At 75.9% G+C, this 19,559-nt stretch carries 16 protein-coding genes; 14 read left to right on the top strand and 2 right to left on the bottom strand.

What is annotated here, in order from left to right; translation table 11 throughout:
• The first annotated feature begins 184 nt into the window (after window positions 1-184).
• The 7 genes from ACIBNE_RS00290 to ACIBNE_RS00260 all read left to right on the top strand — a co-directional run bounded on the left by ACIBNE_RS00290 (window position 185) and on the right by ACIBNE_RS00260 (window position 10,338).
• A complete protein-coding gene (locus tag ACIBNE_RS00290) occupies window positions 185-607 on the top strand; it encodes a CU044_2847 family protein (protein ID WP_399267796.1) in 423 nt (140 codons plus the stop codon).
• Between the two features lie 5 nt (window positions 608-612).
• Window positions 613-3,063 carry a trypsin-like peptidase domain-containing protein gene (locus tag ACIBNE_RS00285; RefSeq protein ID WP_399267794.1) on the top strand — a complete coding sequence of 817 codons (2,451 nt, stop codon included), beginning with the start codon at window positions 613-615 and terminating at the stop codon, window positions 3,061-3,063.
• On the top strand, window positions 3,060-4,112 hold the full coding sequence (locus ACIBNE_RS00280; RefSeq protein WP_399267792.1) for an AAA family ATPase: 1,053 nt from the start codon (window positions 3,060-3,062) through the stop codon (window positions 4,110-4,112). The genes ACIBNE_RS00285 and ACIBNE_RS00280 overlap by 4 nt, the downstream gene beginning before the upstream one ends.
• A 2-nt stretch (window positions 4,113-4,114) precedes the next feature.
• Window positions 4,115-8,134 carry an SAV_2336 N-terminal domain-related protein gene (locus tag ACIBNE_RS00275; RefSeq protein WP_399267790.1) on the top strand — a complete coding sequence of 1,340 codons (4,020 nt, stop codon included), beginning with the start codon at window positions 4,115-4,117 and terminating at the stop codon, window positions 8,132-8,134.
• A gap of 45 nt (window positions 8,135-8,179) precedes the next feature.
• Window positions 8,180-8,668: an NUDIX domain-containing protein gene (locus ACIBNE_RS00270; RefSeq protein WP_399267788.1), complete on the top strand. Its 489-nt coding sequence runs from the start codon at window positions 8,180-8,182 to the stop codon at window positions 8,666-8,668.
• Between the two features lie 122 nt (window positions 8,669-8,790).
• Window positions 8,791-9,555: a polysaccharide deacetylase family protein gene (locus ACIBNE_RS00265; protein ID WP_399267786.1), complete on the top strand. Its 765-nt coding sequence runs from the start codon at window positions 8,791-8,793 to the stop codon at window positions 9,553-9,555.
• A gap of 66 nt (window positions 9,556-9,621) precedes the next feature.
• On the top strand, window positions 9,622-10,338 hold the full coding sequence (locus ACIBNE_RS00260; RefSeq protein WP_399267784.1) for an SIR2 family NAD-dependent protein deacylase: 717 nt from the start codon (window positions 9,622-9,624) through the stop codon (window positions 10,336-10,338).
• 85 nt (window positions 10,339-10,423) lie between these two features.
• Here ACIBNE_RS00260 and ACIBNE_RS00255 read toward each other — a convergent pair whose 3' ends face one another.
• On the bottom strand, window positions 10,424-11,263 hold the full coding sequence (locus tag ACIBNE_RS00255; protein WP_399267782.1) for a nucleotidyltransferase domain-containing protein: 840 nt from the start codon (window positions 11,261-11,263) through the stop codon (window positions 10,424-10,426).
• A 98-nt stretch (window positions 11,264-11,361) separates the two neighbouring features.
• On the opposite strand from ACIBNE_RS00255, the gene ACIBNE_RS00250 reads away from it, so the two are divergent.
• The 4 genes from ACIBNE_RS00250 to ACIBNE_RS00235 all read left to right on the top strand — a co-directional run bounded on the left by ACIBNE_RS00250 (window position 11,362) and on the right by ACIBNE_RS00235 (window position 15,426).
• A complete protein-coding gene (locus tag ACIBNE_RS00250; protein ID WP_399267780.1) occupies window positions 11,362-12,777 on the top strand; it encodes a phytoene desaturase family protein in 1,416 nt (471 codons plus the stop codon).
• Window positions 12,774-13,307 (top strand): O-acetyl-ADP-ribose deacetylase, encoded by a 534-nt coding sequence (locus ACIBNE_RS00245; protein WP_399269969.1) that lies wholly within the window; start codon window positions 12,774-12,776, stop codon window positions 13,305-13,307. Before ACIBNE_RS00250 ends, ACIBNE_RS00245 begins: the two co-directional genes overlap by 4 nt.
• Before the next feature lie 113 nt (window positions 13,308-13,420).
• A complete protein-coding gene (locus tag ACIBNE_RS00240) occupies window positions 13,421-14,908 on the top strand; it encodes an AlkA N-terminal domain-containing protein (protein ID WP_399267778.1) in 1,488 nt (495 codons plus the stop codon).
• Complete coding sequence (locus tag ACIBNE_RS00235; protein WP_399267776.1) at window positions 14,905-15,426, top strand: methylated-DNA--[protein]-cysteine S-methyltransferase; 522 nt, start codon at window positions 14,905-14,907, stop codon at window positions 15,424-15,426. The genes ACIBNE_RS00240 and ACIBNE_RS00235 overlap by 4 nt, the downstream gene beginning before the upstream one ends.
• 113 nt (window positions 15,427-15,539) lie before the next feature.
• Here the strand turns inward: ACIBNE_RS00235 and ACIBNE_RS00230 are convergent, their stop codons facing one another.
• Window positions 15,540-16,367, bottom strand: a complete 828-nt coding sequence (locus ACIBNE_RS00230; RefSeq protein ID WP_399269967.1) for an inositol monophosphatase family protein — start codon at window positions 16,365-16,367, stop codon at window positions 15,540-15,542.
• Between the two features lie 129 nt (window positions 16,368-16,496).
• Between ACIBNE_RS00230 and ACIBNE_RS00225 the strand changes: the two genes are divergently transcribed.
• The 3 genes from ACIBNE_RS00225 (at window position 16,497) to ACIBNE_RS00215 (ending at window position 19,553) form a co-directional block, all read left to right on the top strand.
• Window positions 16,497-16,859 (top strand): DUF6479 family protein, encoded by a 363-nt coding sequence (locus tag ACIBNE_RS00225; protein WP_399267774.1) that lies wholly within the window; start codon window positions 16,497-16,499, stop codon window positions 16,857-16,859.
• Window positions 16,860-16,963: 104 nt separating this feature from the next.
• Window positions 16,964-17,296, top strand: coding sequence for a plasmid stabilization protein (locus ACIBNE_RS00220; RefSeq protein ID WP_399267772.1), 333 nt, complete (start codon window positions 16,964-16,966; stop codon window positions 17,294-17,296).
• A gap of 103 nt (window positions 17,297-17,399) precedes the next feature.
• Entirely contained in the window at window positions 17,400-19,553 is a 2,154-nt protein-coding gene (locus tag ACIBNE_RS00215) for a catalase (RefSeq protein WP_399269965.1), read from the top strand.
• Window positions 19,554-19,559 lie beyond the last annotated feature (6 nt).

Here is a 19,559-nt window from a genome sequence, read left to right as displayed (position 1 = left end):
TGCGGCGGGGGGGGGGCGCCCCCCCCGGGGGGGGGGGGGGGCCCCCCCCGCGCCCCCCCCCCCCACCGCCGCACGGAACCGGCGGGGGCCGACAAGGGTCCGGAGCGGAACGGGACGGCGTCCGCATCGGGGAACTGGCCGAAAGGACCGCACGGCTCGTCGGTTGATCTGCACAATGGTCCGCATGCCCGAGTACATGGAACTGGACCTCGCGGGAGCCGCGTTGCGCGTGCAGCTCGCCGACGCCGGTGCGCACGCCCCCGCAGGTGCCCACGAGACGGGCGGGACCAGCGGGGAGGACGGGGCCGCGGACCCGTACGACGGGGCGGACCTGCCCGACGGGTTCGGGACCGCGACGCCCGTCGCGAGCGGCCGGACCAGGGCCGCGGCGCTCGCGACCGGGACGCTGCGGGCCACGCTGCGCCCGCTCGGCCCGCTCCTCGAAGAGATCCATGAATCGGTTTCGGCCAACGACCATCCGCCGAGCGAGCTGACCGTCGCCTTCGGCGTCGAGATCGGCCAGGACCTCAAACTGGGCATCGTGGGCGCGAACGGCAAGGCCACGATGACCGTATCGGCGACCTGGCAGCTCGACGCCCGGAGCTGAGACCCGTGGGCTGGTTCCACCGGGGCTCCGAACCCGCGCAGGTCGTCTCCGTGCTCGGCCGGCGCGACCACCGCGCCGCGGGCGCGGCCGTACTGCTGTCCTCCGGGCACGTGCTGACGTGCGCACACGTCGTCAACGACGCGGTGGGCGCCGACCACTTCAGCGCGGCGCGCCCCGAGGGCGACGACCTGGTCGTGGCCTTCCACGGTGACGCGGCGCCGCAGCGGGTGAAGGCCCGCGTCGCGCTCTGGGTGCCGCCGCGCAGGCACCGCGCCGTGTGGCACGGCGACCTGTGCGTCCTCGAACTCGCCGAGCCCGCCCCGCCCTGGGCGCGGCCCGCCGTCTGGGCCGACATGGCGGAGGGGCAGTCGCTGCGCGCCTGGCACGGCGGCGGCGAGCGCATCACGGTCGCCGGGACGACGGTGCTCCAGCTCGACGGGCACATCGCGGTCGTGGACGGCTCGCCGGGCGGCGCGGCGATCGGCCCCGGGTACAGCGGCGGCCCGCTGTGGTCGGGCGCGGACGCGTCGGTCGTCGGCATCGTGACCGGGCACATCGTCGCCGATCCCGCCGTACCGCTGCCCCAGCAGGTCAGCCGCCGCAGCCTGGCGCTGCCCTGGCAGCGGGTCCGCCAGGAGCTGCGCGCGGCGTACGCGCCACCGGAACAGCGGGGGGCCGCGGAAGGGGCGCGAGGGGTACGGGAAGGGGGCGCGCCCCTCGATCCGTACGGGATCCGCGGCCCCGGCGGCTCCTACCGGCCCCGCGAAGCCGACGAGCCCCACCCGGCCCACGGTCCTGCCGGGCACCACCCGGCCCACGGTCCGCTCGGGCCCCACGCGGCCCACGTGGCCCACGTGGCCCACGGCGCCGACGAACTCGCCGCGCTCCTCGGGCTCGACGGCGGCGGCCGCCCCCGCGAGCACCGGCCGCCGCTCGCCGACGACCCCGTGGCGTACGCGCTCACCGGCGCGCTGCGCTGTCTGCTCTCCGACCCCGCGCTCCGGGCCGACCAGGCGCGCGCCCTCGCCGCTCAGCTGGGCATCGGCACCCCGGCCGACGGCAGCGCGCCCTCGCTGGACGAGCTGGCCCGGCTGCTGGTCACCGTCGAGCGCGCACTGCCCACGCTCACCGAGTCGCTGGCGGCGGCCGGGCCCGGCGGCTCCCGCCCCGACGGCCTCGACGACCTGATCGCGGCGGGGCGCCTGGTGGGCCGGGCGCGGCTGCTGTCGGTCGCGGAGTACCGCACCCTGCTGAGCTGGCTGGGCGAGGCGGTGCGCGAGGACCCCGCGCTGGTGCCGCGCGCGGCGCGCGAGGCCCTGCGGTACGCGGAGCTGCCCGCCGTGCTCGCCACGGCCGCGCTCGACCCGCTCGCGGTCGAGCGGGCCGTGGCGGCCCTGGAGGGCTACCAGGACGGCGGGCCCGTGCCCGTGGGGACCCCAGGGGTGCCCGCGCTCGTCCAGCTGGTCGAGCTGGTGGCGGCGTGCGCGCGCCCCGACGTGCGGGACAGCCTGCGCGCCTGGAACGCCCACGTGACCGCGCGGCTCGGCATCCATCCGGCGGCGCTCACCGAGCGGCGCGCGGACGCCGGGCGCTGGGCGGCGCACCGGCCGGAGGCGGTGACGCGGCTGGTCGCGGTGGTGACGGCGGCCGACGCCCCCGCGGTCGGAACCGAGCGCAGGTACGGCTGCGCGGTGTGGCGGGCCGGGGACGACGGGGCGCTGCGGCGGCTGCCGGTGGGCGACGAGTCGCCCCGTACGCCCGAGGAGGTCGGGCGGATGATCCGGGAGGCCGCCGAGGGGTGCGCCGCGCCGGGGGACGCGCCGCCCGCCGTGGAGGTCGTGGTGGGGCGGGACGCGCTCCAGCTGCCGGTCGACGAGTGGGACACCGGCAGCCCCAACGCGTTCGTGCCGTCGCTGCCGCTGGGCGTCATGTTCCGCACCACGCTGCGCTGCCCCGAGATGAGCCGGATGGTGCCGACCCGCGACGAGGAGCTGCTGCGCCGCTGGAACGACGGCGTGGGCCGCCCGCTGGTGGTGGGCCGCGACTGCGCCGATCCGCGCCGCCTCGCCGGACTGCTGACCCGTACCCACACGGACGCCAACCAGGTCGTGCTGCACGGTCCCGCGCCGCAGAAGCAGCGGCTGCTCGAACTGTGCCTGGCGCTAGGCGTGCCGGTGATCCTGTGGGACCGCGAGGCCCTGAGCCACGACCACGCGGACCGGCTCGACCCGGTGGCGCCGACCGGGCCGCTGCACCGGCTCCCGCACCGCGTCGGGGAGTTCCGCACGGCGGCGATGTCGGAGCCCGACCGGCACCCGGCGCGCCCCTCCCTGGTGTGGGAGGACTCGGTGCTCGCCCTGCCGTCGGTGGTCGGCCTCGCGGACCCGCCGGGAGCAGCGGCGCACGCGCCGGACGATCCGGTGCACACCCCCATGAAAGGAACCATCCCGTCATGACGACGACCGGGCCCGCCGCCGACTGGCGGCTCTTCAAGGGCGACGGACTGCGGCGCGAGCCGGTGTTCCCCGAGGCCCCGCCGTGGCGGCGGTTCGCGCCGCTGGACGGCGCGGAGGGCGCGGCCGCCGGGGCGCGCCCGCTGCCGTACCTGATCGGTCCGGCCGAGGCCGACGTGGTCAACGCCGCGCTGCACCTGCGCAGGCCGCTGCTGGTGACCGGGCACCCGGGCACGGGCAAGTCCTCGCTGGCGCACGCGCTGGCGCACGAGCTGTCGCTGGGGCGGGTGCTGCACTGGCCGGTGAACAGCCGCTCCGCGCTGAGCGACGCGCTGTACCACTACGACGCGATCGGGCGGCTGCGCGAGGCGGGGCTGCGCAGGGACGCGGGCGGCGGGAGCGAGGACCCCAGGATCGACCGGACCGGGGACGTCGGCCGCACCGGGCACGTCGGCCGCACCGGGGACGTCGGCCGGACCGAGCCGGGCATCGGCTCGTTCGTGCGCCTCGGCCCGCTCGGTACGGCCCTGGTGCCGGGCCCCCGCCCGCGCGTGCTGCTCGTCGACGAGCTGGACAAGGGCGACGTGGACCTGCCCAACGACCTGCTGACCGTCTTCGAGGAGGGCGAGTTCGACATCCCCGAGCTGGCCAGGCTCTCCCACGAGCGGTCCCGCGTCGAGGTGCTGACCGACGACCCCGACGGGCGCACCGAAGTGGCGCACGGGCGGGTGCGGTGCGGGGAGTTCCCCGTCGTGGTGATCACCAGCAACGGCGAGCGGGAGTTCCCGCCCGCCTTCCTGCGCCGCTGCGTGCGGCTCGAACTGCCCGAGCCCGACGAGCAGCGGCTGCGCGACATCGTCACCGCGCACCTGGGGCCGGGCGCGCTCGCGGGCATGGACGACCTGCTGCACGCGTTCCTGGGCCGCCGCGCCCCGGGCGAACTGGCCACCGACCAGCTGCTCAACGCGGTGTTCCTGCGCAGGGGCGGCGTCGAGCTGGACGCCGACGGGCTGCTCGACGCGGTGCTGCACCGGCTCGGCGGGGCGGTGTAGCGGTGCCGGAGCGGGTGAGGCGGCTGCTGGCGGAGTCCGGGGCCGAGCTGTCGGCCGAGGAGCTGCTGGACGCCCTGTGGCTGGCGGAGCGCATGCCGGGCGGCGCGGACGCGCCGCTGCTGCGCGCGGGCGCGACCGTCCCCGGCGAACCCGCGACCGTGCCGCCCCTGCCCCCGCTCCCCGGTTCCCCGCTCCCCGAGGGACAGCCCGCCGCCGGAGCCGTACCCCCGCGGCCCCCGTCCGGCCCGCCCGCGGCCCAGGCCCCGCCCCCTCCCGCGCCCTCCCCGCTGCACGCGGCCCCCGCGCGCGCCGGGCACGAAGCGGCGCGCGCCCAGTCCGTGCGCGCCCCGCAGGAGAGCGCGCTGGGCGCGGGCGAGCTGCGCCTGGGGCGGGCGCTGCGCCCGCTGAAGCAGCGCAGGCCCGACCGCAGGCTGCGGAGCCTCGACGAGGAGGCGACGGCCTCGGCGATGGCCGAGACGGGGCTGCCCGACGCGGTGCTGCGCCCGGCCCGCACGCGCTGGCTCGAACTGGTGCTGCTGGTCGACGACGGGGTGTCGATGCGGCTGTGGCGGAGGTTCGCCGCCGAGGTGCGGCTCCTGATGCAGCGCAGCGGGGCCTTCCGCACGATCCGGGTGTACGGGCTCGACAGCCGCGGCCCGCACGCGCCGCGCCTCACCCGCCGCCCGTACGAGTCCGGCGGCACCCCGCTCCCGCCGGGCACCGTCACCGATCCCACGGGCGGCACGCTCGTGCTGGTCGTGAGCGACGGCGTGGGCGCGGCCTGGCGCGACGGGCGGATGCGGGCCGCGCTCGACCGGTGGGCGTGCGCCGGGCCCGCCGCCGTGGTGCACGCGCTGCCCAGGCGCCTGTGGGAGGGCTCCGGCATCCGGGCCCACACCTGGCGGGTCACGGCCTCGGGGCGGGGCCCGGCCAACCGCGACTGGACGGTCACCGATCCCGTGCTCCCGCCGGAGGTGGCGCGGTTCGAGGGCGTGCCCGTACCGGTGCTCGCGCCCACGCCCGAAGCGGTCGGCGCCTGGGCCTCGCTGGTCGGTTCGCCGGGGGCGAGCGCGCTGCTGCCGCTCCTGGCCCCGGCCCCCGGGCCCCCGGCGCGCGCTCCCGAGGGGGACGCCCGCGCCGAGCTGCGCCGCTTCCGGGACGCGGCGTCGCCCGGGGCGTACCGCCTCGCGGCGCACCTGGCGGCGCTGTCGCCGGTGTCCGTGCCCGTGATGGGTCTGGTGCAGCACGCCCTGGAGCCCGAGGTGGACGCGGGGCACCTCGCGGAGGTGTTCCTGGGCGGGCTGATGCGGCGCACGCGGGAGGACGGCGGCCTCGACCACGACTTCGACGAGGAGACCCGGCAGATCCTGATCGGGTCGGTCGCGGGACCCGAACTGGCGCGCACGGCACGGGTGGTGACGTCGCGCCTGATGGAACTCGCGGGCCACTCTCCCGAGTTCCCCGCGTGGCTCGCGCACCCGGAGGGCGCCGGTGAGGTCGACGGGGCCGGGCGGCCCTTCGGCTGGGTGAGCGGGCGGCTGCTGAGGCGCATGGGGACGGCGCCCGCGTCCGGGGCGCCCGCGTCCGGGGCTCAGGCACCGGCTCCGGCACCGGCACCCCCGTCCGTAGCGCTTCCCGCACCCGTGGGACCGACCTCACCCGCGGTCCCGTCCTCGCCCGCGGTGCCCGCGCCGCCATTCGTGGGCCGGGAGGGCTCGGACTGGGTGCCGCTGGAGGCCGGTGATCCCCTGCGGATCGGCCCGTACGAGCTGTTCGCCCGGCACCGCGGCGGCTGGTTCGGCGGGAACAGCTACCTCGGGCACGGCAGCGGGCCCGACAGCACGGCCGAGGCCGCCGGGCAACGGCCGGGCGAGTGGGCGGTCGTCCACACGGTGGGCGGGCGCGGGACGGGCTACGCGCGGCGGGTGCACGACGCGCAGGTGCGGGCCCTGCGCACGATGGACGGCAGGCACGCACCCCGGCTGCTGTCGTACGGGAGCGAGCCGCTGGACTGGCTGGCGGTGGAGTTCGTACGGGCGCCGGACGAGCCGGGCGCGCCCGACGCCTCCGGCGGCGGCGAGCACGCCCCCGACCTGGCCGCGTACCTCCGCCACCACCGCCCGCTGTCCGAAGAGCGGTTCGGCGCGCTCGGCCTCCAGATGGTCAGGGCCGTCGCCGCCGCGCACGGGCGGAACCTGGTGCACGGCGCGCTCGGCAGGCGCAGCTTCCTGGTGTCGGAGCGCGGGGTGCTGCTCCAGGGGTGGGGCGCGCCGGGTCAGGGGCCGGGCCCCGCGACGCCCAAGCCGCCGTCCAGGGCCGAGGACGTGTACGGGCTCGCGGGGATCCTGCTCCTGCTGCGGTTCGACGGCAGGGGCGACGAGGGACGCACGGACGCGGGCAGCGGCCCGCTCGGCGCGGTGGTGGGCGGGGCCGGGCTACCGGCCGGCGGACAGCCCACCGGCGGACAGGACGCGTACGTGTACGCGGCGGACACCGGCGCGAGCACCGGCACGAGGCCCGAAGCCGCCGACGCCCCCCGGCCCCCCGATCCTGCCCACCCCGATCCTGCCCACCGCGATCCCCGCTGGACGGCGCTGTACGGCGTGCTGGGCGACTGCCGCGACCCGTGGCCCGAGAACCGCCCCTCCGCCGACGACCTCGAACGCGCCTTCCTCGCGGTCGCCGAGCACGAGCCCGCGCCCCGGCTGCGCCCCGCGCCCCTCGGGGTGGACGGACGCGGTCGGCTGTTCGCCCTGGACATCGCCCCGCCGCAGCTCGACGGCATCGGCCCGCACGGCCTGATCCACGGCGGAGCGGGCCCGCGCAGGGCCGAACTGGCCGCCATCGTCGAGGGGTTCGCCGCCGCCAACGACCCCGCCGCGCTCACCGTCATCTGCGCCGACCGCACCGGCGCCCTCACCCCGTCCCCGCTGCCCGCGCTGCCGCACACCGTCTGGTGCCAGTCCGTCGGCGACGACTCGGACCGCATCCGCGAGCTGGGCACACTGCTGCGCAACGAGGCCGTCCAGCGCTCGGCGGTCGACGCGGACCGGCTCCCCTGGCTGCTGGTGGTGATCGACGACCTCGACCAGGTCGTCGACGCCCAGGGCACCTTCTTCGCCCTCGTCGACTCGTTGGGCGTCCTGGCCGCCGGCCCCCGGGTCCACCTGCTGATCTCCCAGGACACGGCGTCCTCGTCGCTGTCCGACCTGTTCGCCGTCGGGTACCGGATCGACAGCGGACCCGCCCGGTTCCCCTCGACCGCCAGGACGCTGACCCTGCACAGCCCGCCGCACGCGCCGGTCACGCTGCACCCGGCCCCCGGCCTCTCGGCGCCCGCCCCCGAGTGGGACCACGCCGAGCGGCACGCGCACGGCGTCGAGCTGCTGCGCGGCGGCCGTCCCCAGCTCGCGCACCGGGTGCTCGGCGAGGCGGTCAGGACGCGCACGGCCGTGCTGGGCCCCGACCACGAGGCGACGCTCGCCTCGCGCTACGAGCGGGCGTTCGCCCTGCTCGCCCTGGAGCGGCACGGCGAGGCGCTGGCGGAGTACCGCGACGTGGCCCGGCACCGTACGAACGCGTTCGGCCCCTCGCACCCCGACACCCTCAACGCCCGCCAGCAGACGGCGTTCTCGCTGGGGCTGCTCGGCCGCCACAGCGAGGCGCTCTCGCAGTACGTGGGCGTGCTGGCGGCCCGCCAGCGGGGCCAGGGCCCCGACCATCCCGACACGCTGCGCTGCGGCCACAACATGGCGTACACCCTGGCCCAGCTCCAGCGCTACGAGGAGGCGCTGCGGCTCTTCGAGGAGGTGCACGGGCTGCGCGCGCGGCAGCTCGGCGAGACGCACCCCGACACCCTCGTCACGCGGCGCGAGCTGGCCCACGTGCTGCTGCGGCTCGGCGACCGCGCGCGGGCCAAGCAGCTGTACGAGTCGGTGTACGCGATCAGGAACGCCACCCTGGGCGGCCGGCACCCCGAGACCCGCACCAGCTACGCGGACCTCGACGCGGTCACCCGGTAGGGATACCGGCGCACGCGGCGGCGGGGCGGCTCCTAGGCTGCCCCCATGACCACCATGGACTACGCCGCGTACATCGCCTCGCTCCCCCGCGTGCTCGCCGGGGCCGCCACCCTGTTCCGGGACGCCGAGGGCCGGATCCTGATCGTCGAGCCGAACTACCGTCAGGGGTGGGCGCTGCCCGGCGGGACCATCGAGTCGGAGTCGGGCGAGACGCCCCGGCAGGGGGCGCGGCGGGAGACGCTTGAGGAGATCGGGCTCGACGTGGCGCCGGGCAGGCTGCTGGCCCTGGACTGGGTGCCGGGGACGGCGCGCCCGCCGCTGGTGGCGTACGTCTACGACGGCGGGGTGCTGGACGCGGAGCAGCTGGCGGCGATCCGGCTCCAGGAGGAGGAACTGGACTCGTGGCGGCTGGTGCCGGTCGCGGAACTGGGCGGGTACCTGCTGGGGAACCTGGGCAGGCGGGTGGCCGCGGCGTGCGCGGCGCTGGAGAGCGGGACGGGGCCGGTGGAGCTGGAGGACGGCGTTCCGATGTGACGGCGGCGCGGGCATCCGCGCTCCGAACCCGTCGTGAACCCCTTCTATACACCGCGTGTACAGTGAATCGGGTTCCTGCCGATACCGCGCAAAGCGCACCACCGAGAGCGAGACGCCTCCTCATGCTCCGCGAGAAGACGGCCCGGCTGACCACTGCGGCCGCCGGACTGGCCGCCGTCATGGCCCTGACCCTGACCGGCTGCGGCATGGACACCACCGCGCCCGCCACGGCCAGGAAGGAGGCGGGCGACGGGGGCGGGGGGAAGCTGGGCGCCGTCGACTGCCGCAAGGCCAAGTGCATAGCGCTCACCTTCGACGCGGGGCCCGGCAAGGACACCCCGAAGCTGCTGGACACGCTCAAGAAGGAGAAGGTCCCGGCGACCTTCTTCCTGCTGGGCAAGCACCACGTGCTGAAGTACCCGGAGGTGGTGAAGCGCCAGGCGGCCGAGGGCCACGAGATCGCCAACCACACCTGGACCCACGAGATCCTCACGGACCGCAAGCCCGCCGAGATCCGCGACGAGCTGGAGCTCACGCAGAAGGCGATCGAGAAGATCACCGGCGAGCGCCCGAAGCTGATGCGCCCGCCCCAGGGGCGCACGGACGACACCGTCTCGGGCATCAGCAAGGACCTCGGCCTGGCGCAGGTCCTGTGGAACGCCACCGCCAAGGACTACTCCACGAACGACTCCGCGCTGATCGAGGAGCGGATCCTCAAGCAGGCGAAGAAGGACGGGATCATCCTGCTCCACGACATCTACGACGGCACGGTCCCGGCGGTGCCCGGCATCATCGCGGAGCTGAAGAAGCGCGGCTTCTCGTTCGTGACGGTGTCCCAGCTGCTGGCGCCCGCGACGCCGAACCCGGGCGAGATCTACCGCCCGTAGGGGGCGGACCGCGAGCCGCCGCGAAATCCCTTCGCCGCGCACGACCGGTCCGCATACGCTCCCCGCATGACCATGGTCGCGATCCTCAGCGGAGCCGGAATCTCCACCGACTCGGGCATCCCCGACTACCGGGGGCCGAACGGACTGTGGCGGCGCGATCCGGAGGCCGAGAAGCTCGTCACGTACGAGTACTACATGGCCGATCCGGACATCCGCCGCCGTTCCTGGCAGATGCGGCGCACCAGCGAGACCTGGAACGCCGAGCCGAACGCGGCGCACCGGGCGATCGCGGAGTTCTCCGCGTCCGGGCACGCGGTGCGGGTCCTGACGCAGAACGTGGACGGGCTGCACCAGCTGGGCGGCATGCCCGAGCGCAAGGTGCTCGAACTGCACGGCACGGCGCGGACCGTGGTGTGCACGCGGTGCCACGAACGCACACCGATGGCGGACGCGCTGACGCGGGTGGAGGCGGGCGAACCCGACCCGCCGTGCCGCGCGTGCGGCGGGATCCTGAAGTCGGCGACGGTGATGTTCGGGGAACGGCTCGACCCCGAGGTGCTGGCCGCCGCGATGTCGATCGCCAAGGCGTGCGAGGTGTTCATCGCGGTCGGCACGACGCTCCAGGTCCAGCCCGCGGCCTCGCTCGCGGGGATCGCAGCGGAGGCCGGGGCGCGGCTGTTCGTGGTGAACGCGGAGGCCACCCCGTACGACGAACTGGCCGAGGAGGTCGTCCGCGAGCCGATCGGCACGGCGCTCCCCGCGCTCCTGCGGCGCCTGGGCTGAGGCACCACCGGAGGGCGCGCGCCGTGGACGTCCCGCTGGTCCGTGCCGCCCCGCATCCGGGCGGCGCGGACCAGTAGGAAGCGGCTTACGCCTCCTTCAGTACCGCCCGCACCTCCGCCACCAGGCGCGACGCGTCGTCCAGCGCCGCCGCGTCCAGTGCGCGCAGCGTCGACGCCACCCGGTCCGCGAAGTCGCGCGGGGTGTCCGGGAGGGCGGCCGCCGCGGGGAGCGCGCCCTTCTCGTTGAGGCACCAGGTGCCGTGGTGGGCGTGGAGGGACTGGGCGAGGACTCCGTACGCGCGCGACAGGCACAGCGAGACGTGCAGCGCGTCGCCGCGCTTCGCCGACTTGCGGGCCATGTCCACCAGGAAGTCGGCCTCCCACGCCGCGTCCGCCAGCGCCCGGCGCAGCGCCCGCGGGTACTCCTCGGTCGCCGTCCGCAGCGCGGTCAACTCGCCCGAGGGGTCGGCGAGCACGCGGCACAGCGCGACCTCGCCCGGGTAGGCGGGCGACCAGAAGCCGAGCGGGTGGCCCGCCTGCGTGCCGACCTCGATGCGGCCCTCCCGGCAGTCCGCCCAGACCCGCTCCACCCGGTCCAGGTCCCGCAGCAGCCAGTCGACCTGGACGCCGTCGACGAAGAGCCACGCACCGCCGTTGACCCAGGAACCCCAGCTGCCGGGGCCGTTGACCTCCACCGGCTTGCCGGCGAACTCCTCGGCCAGCGCCGCCAGCGCGGCCGTGTCGACCTCGCCCCGGTAGTAGAGGCCGAGGTCCCAGTCGGACTCGGGGGTGTGGGTGCCGCGCGCCCGGCTGCCGCCCAGGGCGACCGCGCGGACGCCGGGGACCTCCACCAGGCGCGCCGCCATCTCGGCGATGACGTCGTTCAGGTCGCTCACCAGCTCGTTCGGCTGTTCTGTCGTGCTCATTCGACCGGACAGTACCCGCCGCACGGCCTTCCGTACAGGGTCGACAGTACGGGCGAATATCCTGTGACCTCCAAGGTCGGCCGACAGAGGAGTCTCAGGTGCCGTCGATGCTCGATGCCGTCGTCGTGGGCGCGGGGCCCAACGGACTGACCGCCGCCGCCGAGCTGGCCCGCCGCGGTTTCTCCGTCGAGGTGTACGAGGCCGAACCGACCGTCGGCGGGGGCGCGCGCACCGAGGAGCTGACGCTGCCGGGCTTCCGGCACGACCCGTGCTCGGCCGTGCACCCGCTCGGCATCGGCTCGCCCGCGTTCCGCGCGCTGCCCCTGGAGCGGCACGGACTTGAGTGGCTGCACCCCGAGACCGACCTCGCCCACCCCTTCGACGACGGCACGGCCGCCGTGCTCACCCGCTCGGTCGGCGAGAGCGCGATGTCGCTGGGGCCGCGCGACGCGGGCGCGTACCGCAGGCTCGTCGCGCCCTACCTCGGCCGCTGGGACACCCTCGCCGCCGACTTCCTGCGCACCCCGTGGGACGGCGTGCCCCGCGACCCGTACCGGCTCGGCCGCCTCGGCCTGGTCGGCACGCAGCCCGCGTCCTGGCTCTCGCGCCGCTTCCGCGACCCCAAGGCGCGCGCGCTGATCGCCGGGCTCGCCGCCCACGCCATCGCGCCGACCAGCGGCTTCGCCACGGGCGCCATCGCCCTGGTCTTCGCGCTCGCCGCGCACGCGAACGGCTGGCCCGTCCCGCGCGGCGGCTCCCAGGCGATCTCCGACGCCCTCGCCTCGTACGTCCGCGAGCTGGGCGGCACGATCCGCACGGGCACCGAGGTGCGGCGCCTGGACGAGCTGCCGCCCGCCCGCGCGTACGTCTTCGACACGTCCCCGACCGCGCTCGCCCGCATCGCGGGCCTCGGCGACGCCTACCGCAACTACCGCTACGGCGCCGCCACCTTCAAGGTCGACTACGCGCTCTCCGGGCCCGTCCCGTGGACCGCGAAGGCCGCCGAGCGCGCCGGGACCGTGCACATCGGGCCCACCGCTGGCGAGATCGACGCCGCGCTGCGCGCCGCCGTGGGGGGCCGTGACCCCGAGGTCCCGTTCCTGATCACCGCGCAGCCGAGCGTGGTCGACCCGGGCCGCGCGCCCGACGGCAAGCACGTCTTCTGGGTGTACGGGCACGTCCCGGCGGGCTGGGAGGGCGACGCGACCGAGGTCATCGAGCGCCAACTGGAGCGGTTCGCCCCGGACTTCCGCGACCTGGTGCTCGCGCGCGCCGTCGCGGGCCCGCCCGAGCTGGCCCGGCGCAACGCCAACTACGTGGGCGGCGACATCGCGTGCGGGGCCTTCTCCGGACTCCAGACCCTGATCCGCCCCAAGCTCGCCCGCGTCCCGTACGCCACCGCGCACCCCGCGGTCTACCTCTGCTCGTCCGCGACCCCGCCGGGTCCCGGCGTCCACGGAATGTCGGGGCACCACGCGGCGAAGGCCGTGTGGCGCCGACTGAGGAAAGGCTGACCCCCGTGACCGTGACCCTCACCCTCGTACGCGGGGACATCACCCTGCAGTCCGTCGACGCCATCGTCAACGCGGCCAACTCCTCGCTCCTGGGCGGGGGCGGCGTGGACGGCGCGATCCACCGGCGCGGCGGACCGGAGATCCTTCGGGCCTGCCGCGCGCTGCGCGCCTCGCACTACGGCAGGGGCCTGGCGACCGGGCGGGCCGTCGCGACCACCGCGGGCCTGCTGGACGCGCGGTGGGTGATCCACACGGTGGGCCCGGTGCACTCCGCGACCGAGGACAGGTCCGACCTGCTCGCCTCCTGCTACCGCGAATCACTGCGCGTGGCGGGCGAGTTGGGTGCGCGCACGGTCGCCTTCCCGGCCGTCTCCACAGGGATCTACGGCTGGCCGATGGACGACGGCGCGCGGATCGCCGTCCGCACGGCGCGCGCGTCGGCGCCCCGTTCGGTGACCGAGGTCCGCTTCGTGCTCTTCGACGACGACGCGTACGTGCGGTTCCAGGCGGCGCTGGCGGCGGAGGGCTGAGGTCGGCGCGGGGTGACGTCGGCGCGGGGTGACGTCGAGGCAGGACGGTGTCGACGCAGGGTGATGTCGGAATTCCGCCAGCCCGGGTGCGGCCCGTGGCCCACCCTTGAGGCATGCACACCGACACGGAGCACTGCGTGCGGGCCGTCCAGTCCAAGGACGCCCGGTTCGACGGCTGGATCTTCACCGCCGTCCTCACCACCCGGATCTACTGCCGCCCCAGCTGCCCCGTCGTACCGCCCAAGCCCGAGAACATGACGTTCTACCCGAGCGCGGCCGCCTGCCAGCAGGCCGGCTTCCGGGCCTGCAAGCGCTGCCGCCCCGACACCAGCCCGGGATCCCCCGAGTGGAACGCCCGCGCCGACTCCGTCGCCCGCGCGATGCGGCTGATCCAGGACGGCGTGGTCGACCGCGAGGGCGTGCCGGGGCTCGCGGCGCGCCTCGGCTACTCCACGCGGCAGATCGAGCGGCAGCTCCGCGCCGAGCTGGGCGCGGGGCCGCTCGCCCTGGCCCGCGCGCAGCGCGCGCAGACCGCGCGGGTGCTGATCGAGACGACCGCGCTGCCGATGGCGGACGTGGCGTTCGCCGCGGGCTTCGCCTCGATCCGGACGTTCAACGAGACGGTGCGCGAGGTGTTCGCGCTCTCGCCCGGAGAGCTGCGGGCACGGGCGGGCAAGGGCACGGGGGCGGGTCCGGGGGCCGCCCCGGGTGTGATCAGCCTCCGCCTCCCCTTCCGCGCGCCGCTCAACCCCGACAACCTCTTCGGGCACCTCGCGGCGACGGCGGTGCCGGGCGTCGAGGAGTGGCGGGACGGCGCGTACCGACGCACGCTCGCCCTTCCCTACGGCCACGGCACCGTCGCCCTGTCCCCCCGCCCCGACCACATCGCGTGCCGCCTCTCCCTGACCGATCCGCGCGACCTCACGAACGCGATCAGCCGCTGCCGCAGGCTGCTCGACCTCGACGCGGACCCGGTCGCGGTCGACGCGCAGCTCTCCGCGGACCCGCTGCTCGCGCCGCTGGTGGCGAAGGCGCCGGGGCGGCGGGTGCCGCGGACGGTGGACGCGGCGGAGTTCGCGGTACGGGGCGTGCTGGGCCAGCAGGTGTCGACGGCCGCGGCCCGTACGCACGCGGGGCGCCTGGTGACGGCGTACGGGACGCCGGTCGACGATCCCGAGGGCGGGCTCACCCACCTCTTCCCGACGCCCGAGCAACTGACGGCGCTGGACCCCGGGTCGCTGGCCATGCCGGCCAGCCGGCGGCGGACGCTGACGACCCTGGTCGCGGCCCTGGCCGACGGCAGCCTGGTGCTGGGCGCCGACAGCGACTGGGCCAAGGCCCGCGCCGGGCTGCGGGAACTGCCGGGGTTCGGTCCGTGGACGGTGGAGGTGATCGCGATGCGGGGGCTGGGCGATCCTGACGCGTTCCTCCCGTCCGACCTGGGGATCCGCAAGGCCGCGCAGGGCCTGGGCCTGCCGTCGACCCCGGCCGCGCTGACGGCGCGGGCGGAGGGCTGGCGGCCCTGGCGGGCGTACGCGGTGCAGTACTTGTGGGCGACGGACTCGCACCCGATCAACCATCTGCCGAAGAACGGAGAATGACGGTGGGAACGAACGCCCAGGGGCGCAGCCACCTGGTGATCGACAGCCCGTACGACCGGTTGACGCTGGTCGCGACGGACGGTGAGCTGTCCGGCCTGTACATGGTCGACCAGCGGCACCGCCCCGCGGAGGAGACCTTCGGGGAACGGGTGCGGGGGCGGGGCCCGTTCGACCGGGCGGTGGAGCAGTTGGAGGCGTACTTCGACGGCGGGCTGACGGAGTTCGACCTGCCCCTGACGCTGCACGGCACGCCGTTCCAGCGGAGCGTCTGGGAGCAGCTGCGGCTGATCCCGTACGGCGGGACGCGCACGTACGGCGAGCTCGCGGAGGCGCTGGGGAAGCCCGGGGCGTCCCGGGCGGTGGGGCTCGCGAACGGGAAGAACCCGATCGGGATCATCGTGCCGTGCCACCGGGTGATCGGCTCCACGGGGAGCCTGACGGGGTACGGGGGCGGGCTCGCCCGCAAGCAGCGGCTGCTGGAGCTGGAGGGAGCGGCGGGCACGGGGGCGCTGTTCTGAGGGATGGGCCGCACCGGGGCGGGGGGCCCGCCCGCCCCGGGCGCCTTTCGCCCGCGGCGCGCGCCTTTCGCCCGCGGCGGGCAACGGACACCCCGCGGGGGCGCCCGCCGCGCTCAGCCCGCCAAGAGCGCCCGGACCCGCTCCGCCGTCGCCGCGTCCCGCGCCGCCGTGAACGGCAGCGCGTTCCCCCCGGTCACCCGGAACCGCTCCCCCGCGACCGTCACGTCGGTGCCTCCCGCCTCCTCCAGGAGCAGCAGCCCCGCCGCGTGGTCCCACGCCAGCTCCCAGGAGAACGCGACCGCGTCCAGCTCGCCCCTGGCCACCGCCAGGTACTCGAGGCCCGCCGATCCGCACGGCCGCGGCCGCACCCCTTCGACCTCGAGCCGCCGCAGCGCCCGCTTCTGGTCGTCGGTCGTGTAGTCGGGGTGCGACGTGGCGATCCTGAGTTCGGCGCCCGCCTCCGGCGCCCCGGACCGCAGCGGCACGCCGTTCAGGGTCGCGCCCCCGCCCCGTACCGCCACCGCCATCTCGTCCAGCGCCGGGGCGTACGTCCAGGAGGCCAGCACCTCCCCGGCCCGCGCCAGCGCCACCAGCGTGCAGAAGCCGTCCTCGCCCCGCACGAACTGCCGCGTGCCGTCCACCGGGTCCACGATCCACACCGGGGCGTCGCCCCGCAGCGCCTCGTACACCGCCGGGTCCGCGTGCACCGCTTCCTCGCCGACCACCACCGAGCCCGGCAGCAGCTTGCCCAGCACCTCCGTGAGGCGCTGCTCGGCCAGCCGGTCCGCCGCCGTCACCAGGTCGTGCGGGCCGCCCTTGGTGAGGATCTCGTGCGCGGCCAGCCGCCTGTGCCGCGGCATGATCTCGGCGGCGGCCGCCGCCCGTACCGCTTCGTCGACCGCGGACAGGTCACTGACGCTGGCAAGGAAGTCATCGATGATCATGTGACCAGCTAAGCACGCCGCGCCGACCGGCCCACTGCCGCACCTCCTCGCACCTCCCCGCCCGCCCCTGTCGGGCTCCGCCCGTCTCCGCCCGTTTCGCACGGGCCCCGCGGGTACCCGGCAAGGATGTATCGCACCGGCACACCGACCGACGCACCACCGCTCGCGCTCGACGGCAGCTTCCTGGCCGGCGCCGCCCCCTTCGCCGTGGGTCTGGTGCTGGTCGCCGTGCTCGTCGCCGCAGTCTGGTGGGGCATGCGCAGGCAGGACCGGCAGCCGGGCCCGCCGACCCCCGACGAGCAGCCGCGGCTGCCGGAGTCCGGGCCGGTCGGCGAGGTCCGCGAGCGCCGCGCCCCCGCCGAGGTGCCGCGCGGCCGCGGCCGCCTCACCCCGCACCAGCTGATGAACCACGGCAACCAGGGCACCCGCAGGGCCGACGGGCAAGCACCCCGCGACCCGGACGGGGGCGGTCCGACGGAGCGTCCCTGAGCGTGTCCCACACGTTTGCGCGCGGCCCGCACGGATACGCGGGACTCTCCGGACGCACCCGGCCGGAGCCGAGCGCACCACCTTCCCCCGGAGAGGAGCCGATCGTGCCCCGAGGATCGAACGCCAAGCGCGAGAGGCAGTACGAGCACATCAGGCAGAGCGCGCTGGACCGCGGCGAGTCCCCCGAGCGGGCGGCGGAGATCGCGGCCAGGACCGTCAACAAGGAGCGCGCCAGGACCGGCGAGGCCGCCACCGGCAGCCCCGCGTCCACCCGGGACGTCTCCTCGTCCCGGCGCGGCGGGCTGCGTTCGCACAGCGGCTCGCGGGGGCCCACGCGCGACCAGTTGTACGCGGAGGCCAAGCGGCGCGGCATCGAGGGCCGCTCGTCGATGACAAAGGAACAACTGGCCGAAGCACTCGGAAAGCGGGGTGAGTGACCGTGCGGACCGCACTCGCGACGCCGACGGCACCGTTCGCGGCCGGGGAGGTGGCGACGTGACGGGCCCGCGCGGCGTGCCCGGGGAGCCGGGGCCCGAGAGCCTGGCGCCCGCCCCCGGGGGGAGCGCCGCCGACCTCCGGGGTCGGGCGCGGCTCGACGCCTTCCGCGCCGCCGACCCCGCGGGCGGCCCGCTCACCACCGACCAGGGCACGGGCGTCGGGCACACCGACGACTCGCTGCGCGTCGGGCCGCGCGGCCCGACGCTCCTGGAGGACTTCCACTTCCGGGAGAAGCTGACCCGCTTCGACCACGAGCGGATCCCGGAGCGCGTGGTGCACGCGCGGGGCGCCGGGGCGTACGGCTACTTCGAACCGTACGCGTCCTGCGCGGAGTTCACCCGCGCCGCCTTCCTCCAGGACCCCGGCGTGCGGACCCCGGTGTTCGTCCGCTTCTCCACCGTCCAGGGGCCGCGCGGCTCCGCCGACACCGTGCGGGACGTCCGCGGGTTCGCCACCAAGTTCTACACCTCCGAGGGCAATTACGACCTGGTGGGCAACAACTTCCCGGTCTTCTTCGTCCAGGACGGGATCAAGTTCCCCGACTTCGTGCACGCGGTGAAGCCCGAACCGCACAACGACATCCCGACCGGCGCGTCCGCCCACGACACCCTGTGGGACTTCGTGTCGCTCCAGCCCGAGACGCTGCACGCGGTCATGTGGCTGATGTCGGACCGGGCGATCCCGCGCAGCTACCGCATGATGCAGGGCTTCGGGGTGCACACCTTCCGCATGGTCGACGCGGCGGGCCGGGGCACCTTCGTGAAGTTCCACTGGACGCCGAAGCTCGGCGTGCACTCGCTGGTGTGGGACGAGGCCCAGGAGTGCCAGGGCCGCGACCCGGACTTCAACCGGCGCGACCTGTGGGACGCGATCGCGTCCGGGGAGTTCCCCGAGTACGAGCTGGGCGTTCAACTCATCGCCGAGGACGACGAGTTCACCTTCGACTTCGATCTGCTCGACGCGACGAAACTGGTGCCGGAGGAGCGGGTGCCGGTGCGGCCGATCGGCCGGATGGCGCTCGACCGCAACCCGGAGAACTTCTTCGCCGAGACGGAGCAGGTCGCCTTCCACACCGCGAACCTCGTTCCCGGCATCGACTTCACCGACGACCCGCTGCTCCAGGCCCGCAACTTCTCCTACCTGGACACCCAGCTGTCCCGCCTCGGCGGACCCAACTTCGCGCAGCTGCCGGTGAACCGCCCCGTCGCCGCCGTCCGCACCAACCAGCGCGACGGCGCGCACCAGAGCGAGATCCACAGCGGTACGAACTACTCGCCCAACTCGTTGGGCGCGGGCTGCCCCGCCCTGGCGAGCACATCGGGCGCGGGGCCTGGCGGCACGGCGTTCACGCACTACGCGGCGCGGCTCGACGGGGCGAAGGTGCGCCGCCGCGCCGAGAGCTTCCGCGACCACTACAGCCAGCCCGCGCTGTTCTGGAACAGCCTGAGCCACTGGGAGCAGCGGCACGTCGTGGAGGCGTTCCGCTTCGAGCTGGGCAAGGTCGAAGCGCTGACGGTACGGCGCCGGACGGTGGCCGAACTGGCTCACGTCGACACGGAGTTGGCGGCCCGGGTGGCACACGGGCTCGGAATCGCCGTGCCGGAGGGCGCCCGAGCGACCGCGTACAAGGCGCGCTCCCCCGCGCTGAGCCTGGAGCATCCGCGTACGGCGGGCGCGCCCGACTCGATCCGTACGCGGCGCATCGCGCTCCTCGTCGCGGACGGCGTCCACGCCGCGCAGGCCGTCGCGGTCCGGGAGCGCCTGGAGGCGGCCGGGGCCGTGGTGGAGACCGTCGCGGCACACGGGGGCGAGGTGCGGGGCTCGGACGGCACCGGGCACGCCGTGGACCGGGCGCTGGCCACGGTCTCCTCGGTGCTGTACGACGCGGTGCTGCTGCCGGACGGCACGCCAGGGGCCGCCGCGTCAGGCCCGTACCCCGCTCTGCTCTCGGAGCCGGGGGCGGCGCGGTTCGTGCGCGACAGCTATCTGCACGGCAAGGCGATCGGCGCGCTGGGCGGCGGGGCGGGGGCGCTGCGGGTGCTGGGCGTGCTCCCGGACGGGCCCGACCCGGTGCCGGGCGTGATCACGCGCGCCGGGCCCGCGCCGGGCGCGGACACGGAGGAGTTCCTGCGGGCGTTCGCCGAGGCGGTCGCGGCGCACCGGCACCGGGACCGCCCGCCGCCGCGCGTCCCGTGACGTCCG

Origin of the sequence: Streptomyces sp. NPDC050504, assembly GCF_044458065.1 — a bacterium.
Lineage (GTDB): Bacteria > Actinomycetota > Actinomycetes > Streptomycetales > Streptomycetaceae > Streptomyces.
Note: the sequence above shows the minus strand (reverse complement) of the source record. Positions and strands in the feature narration are given on the sequence as shown.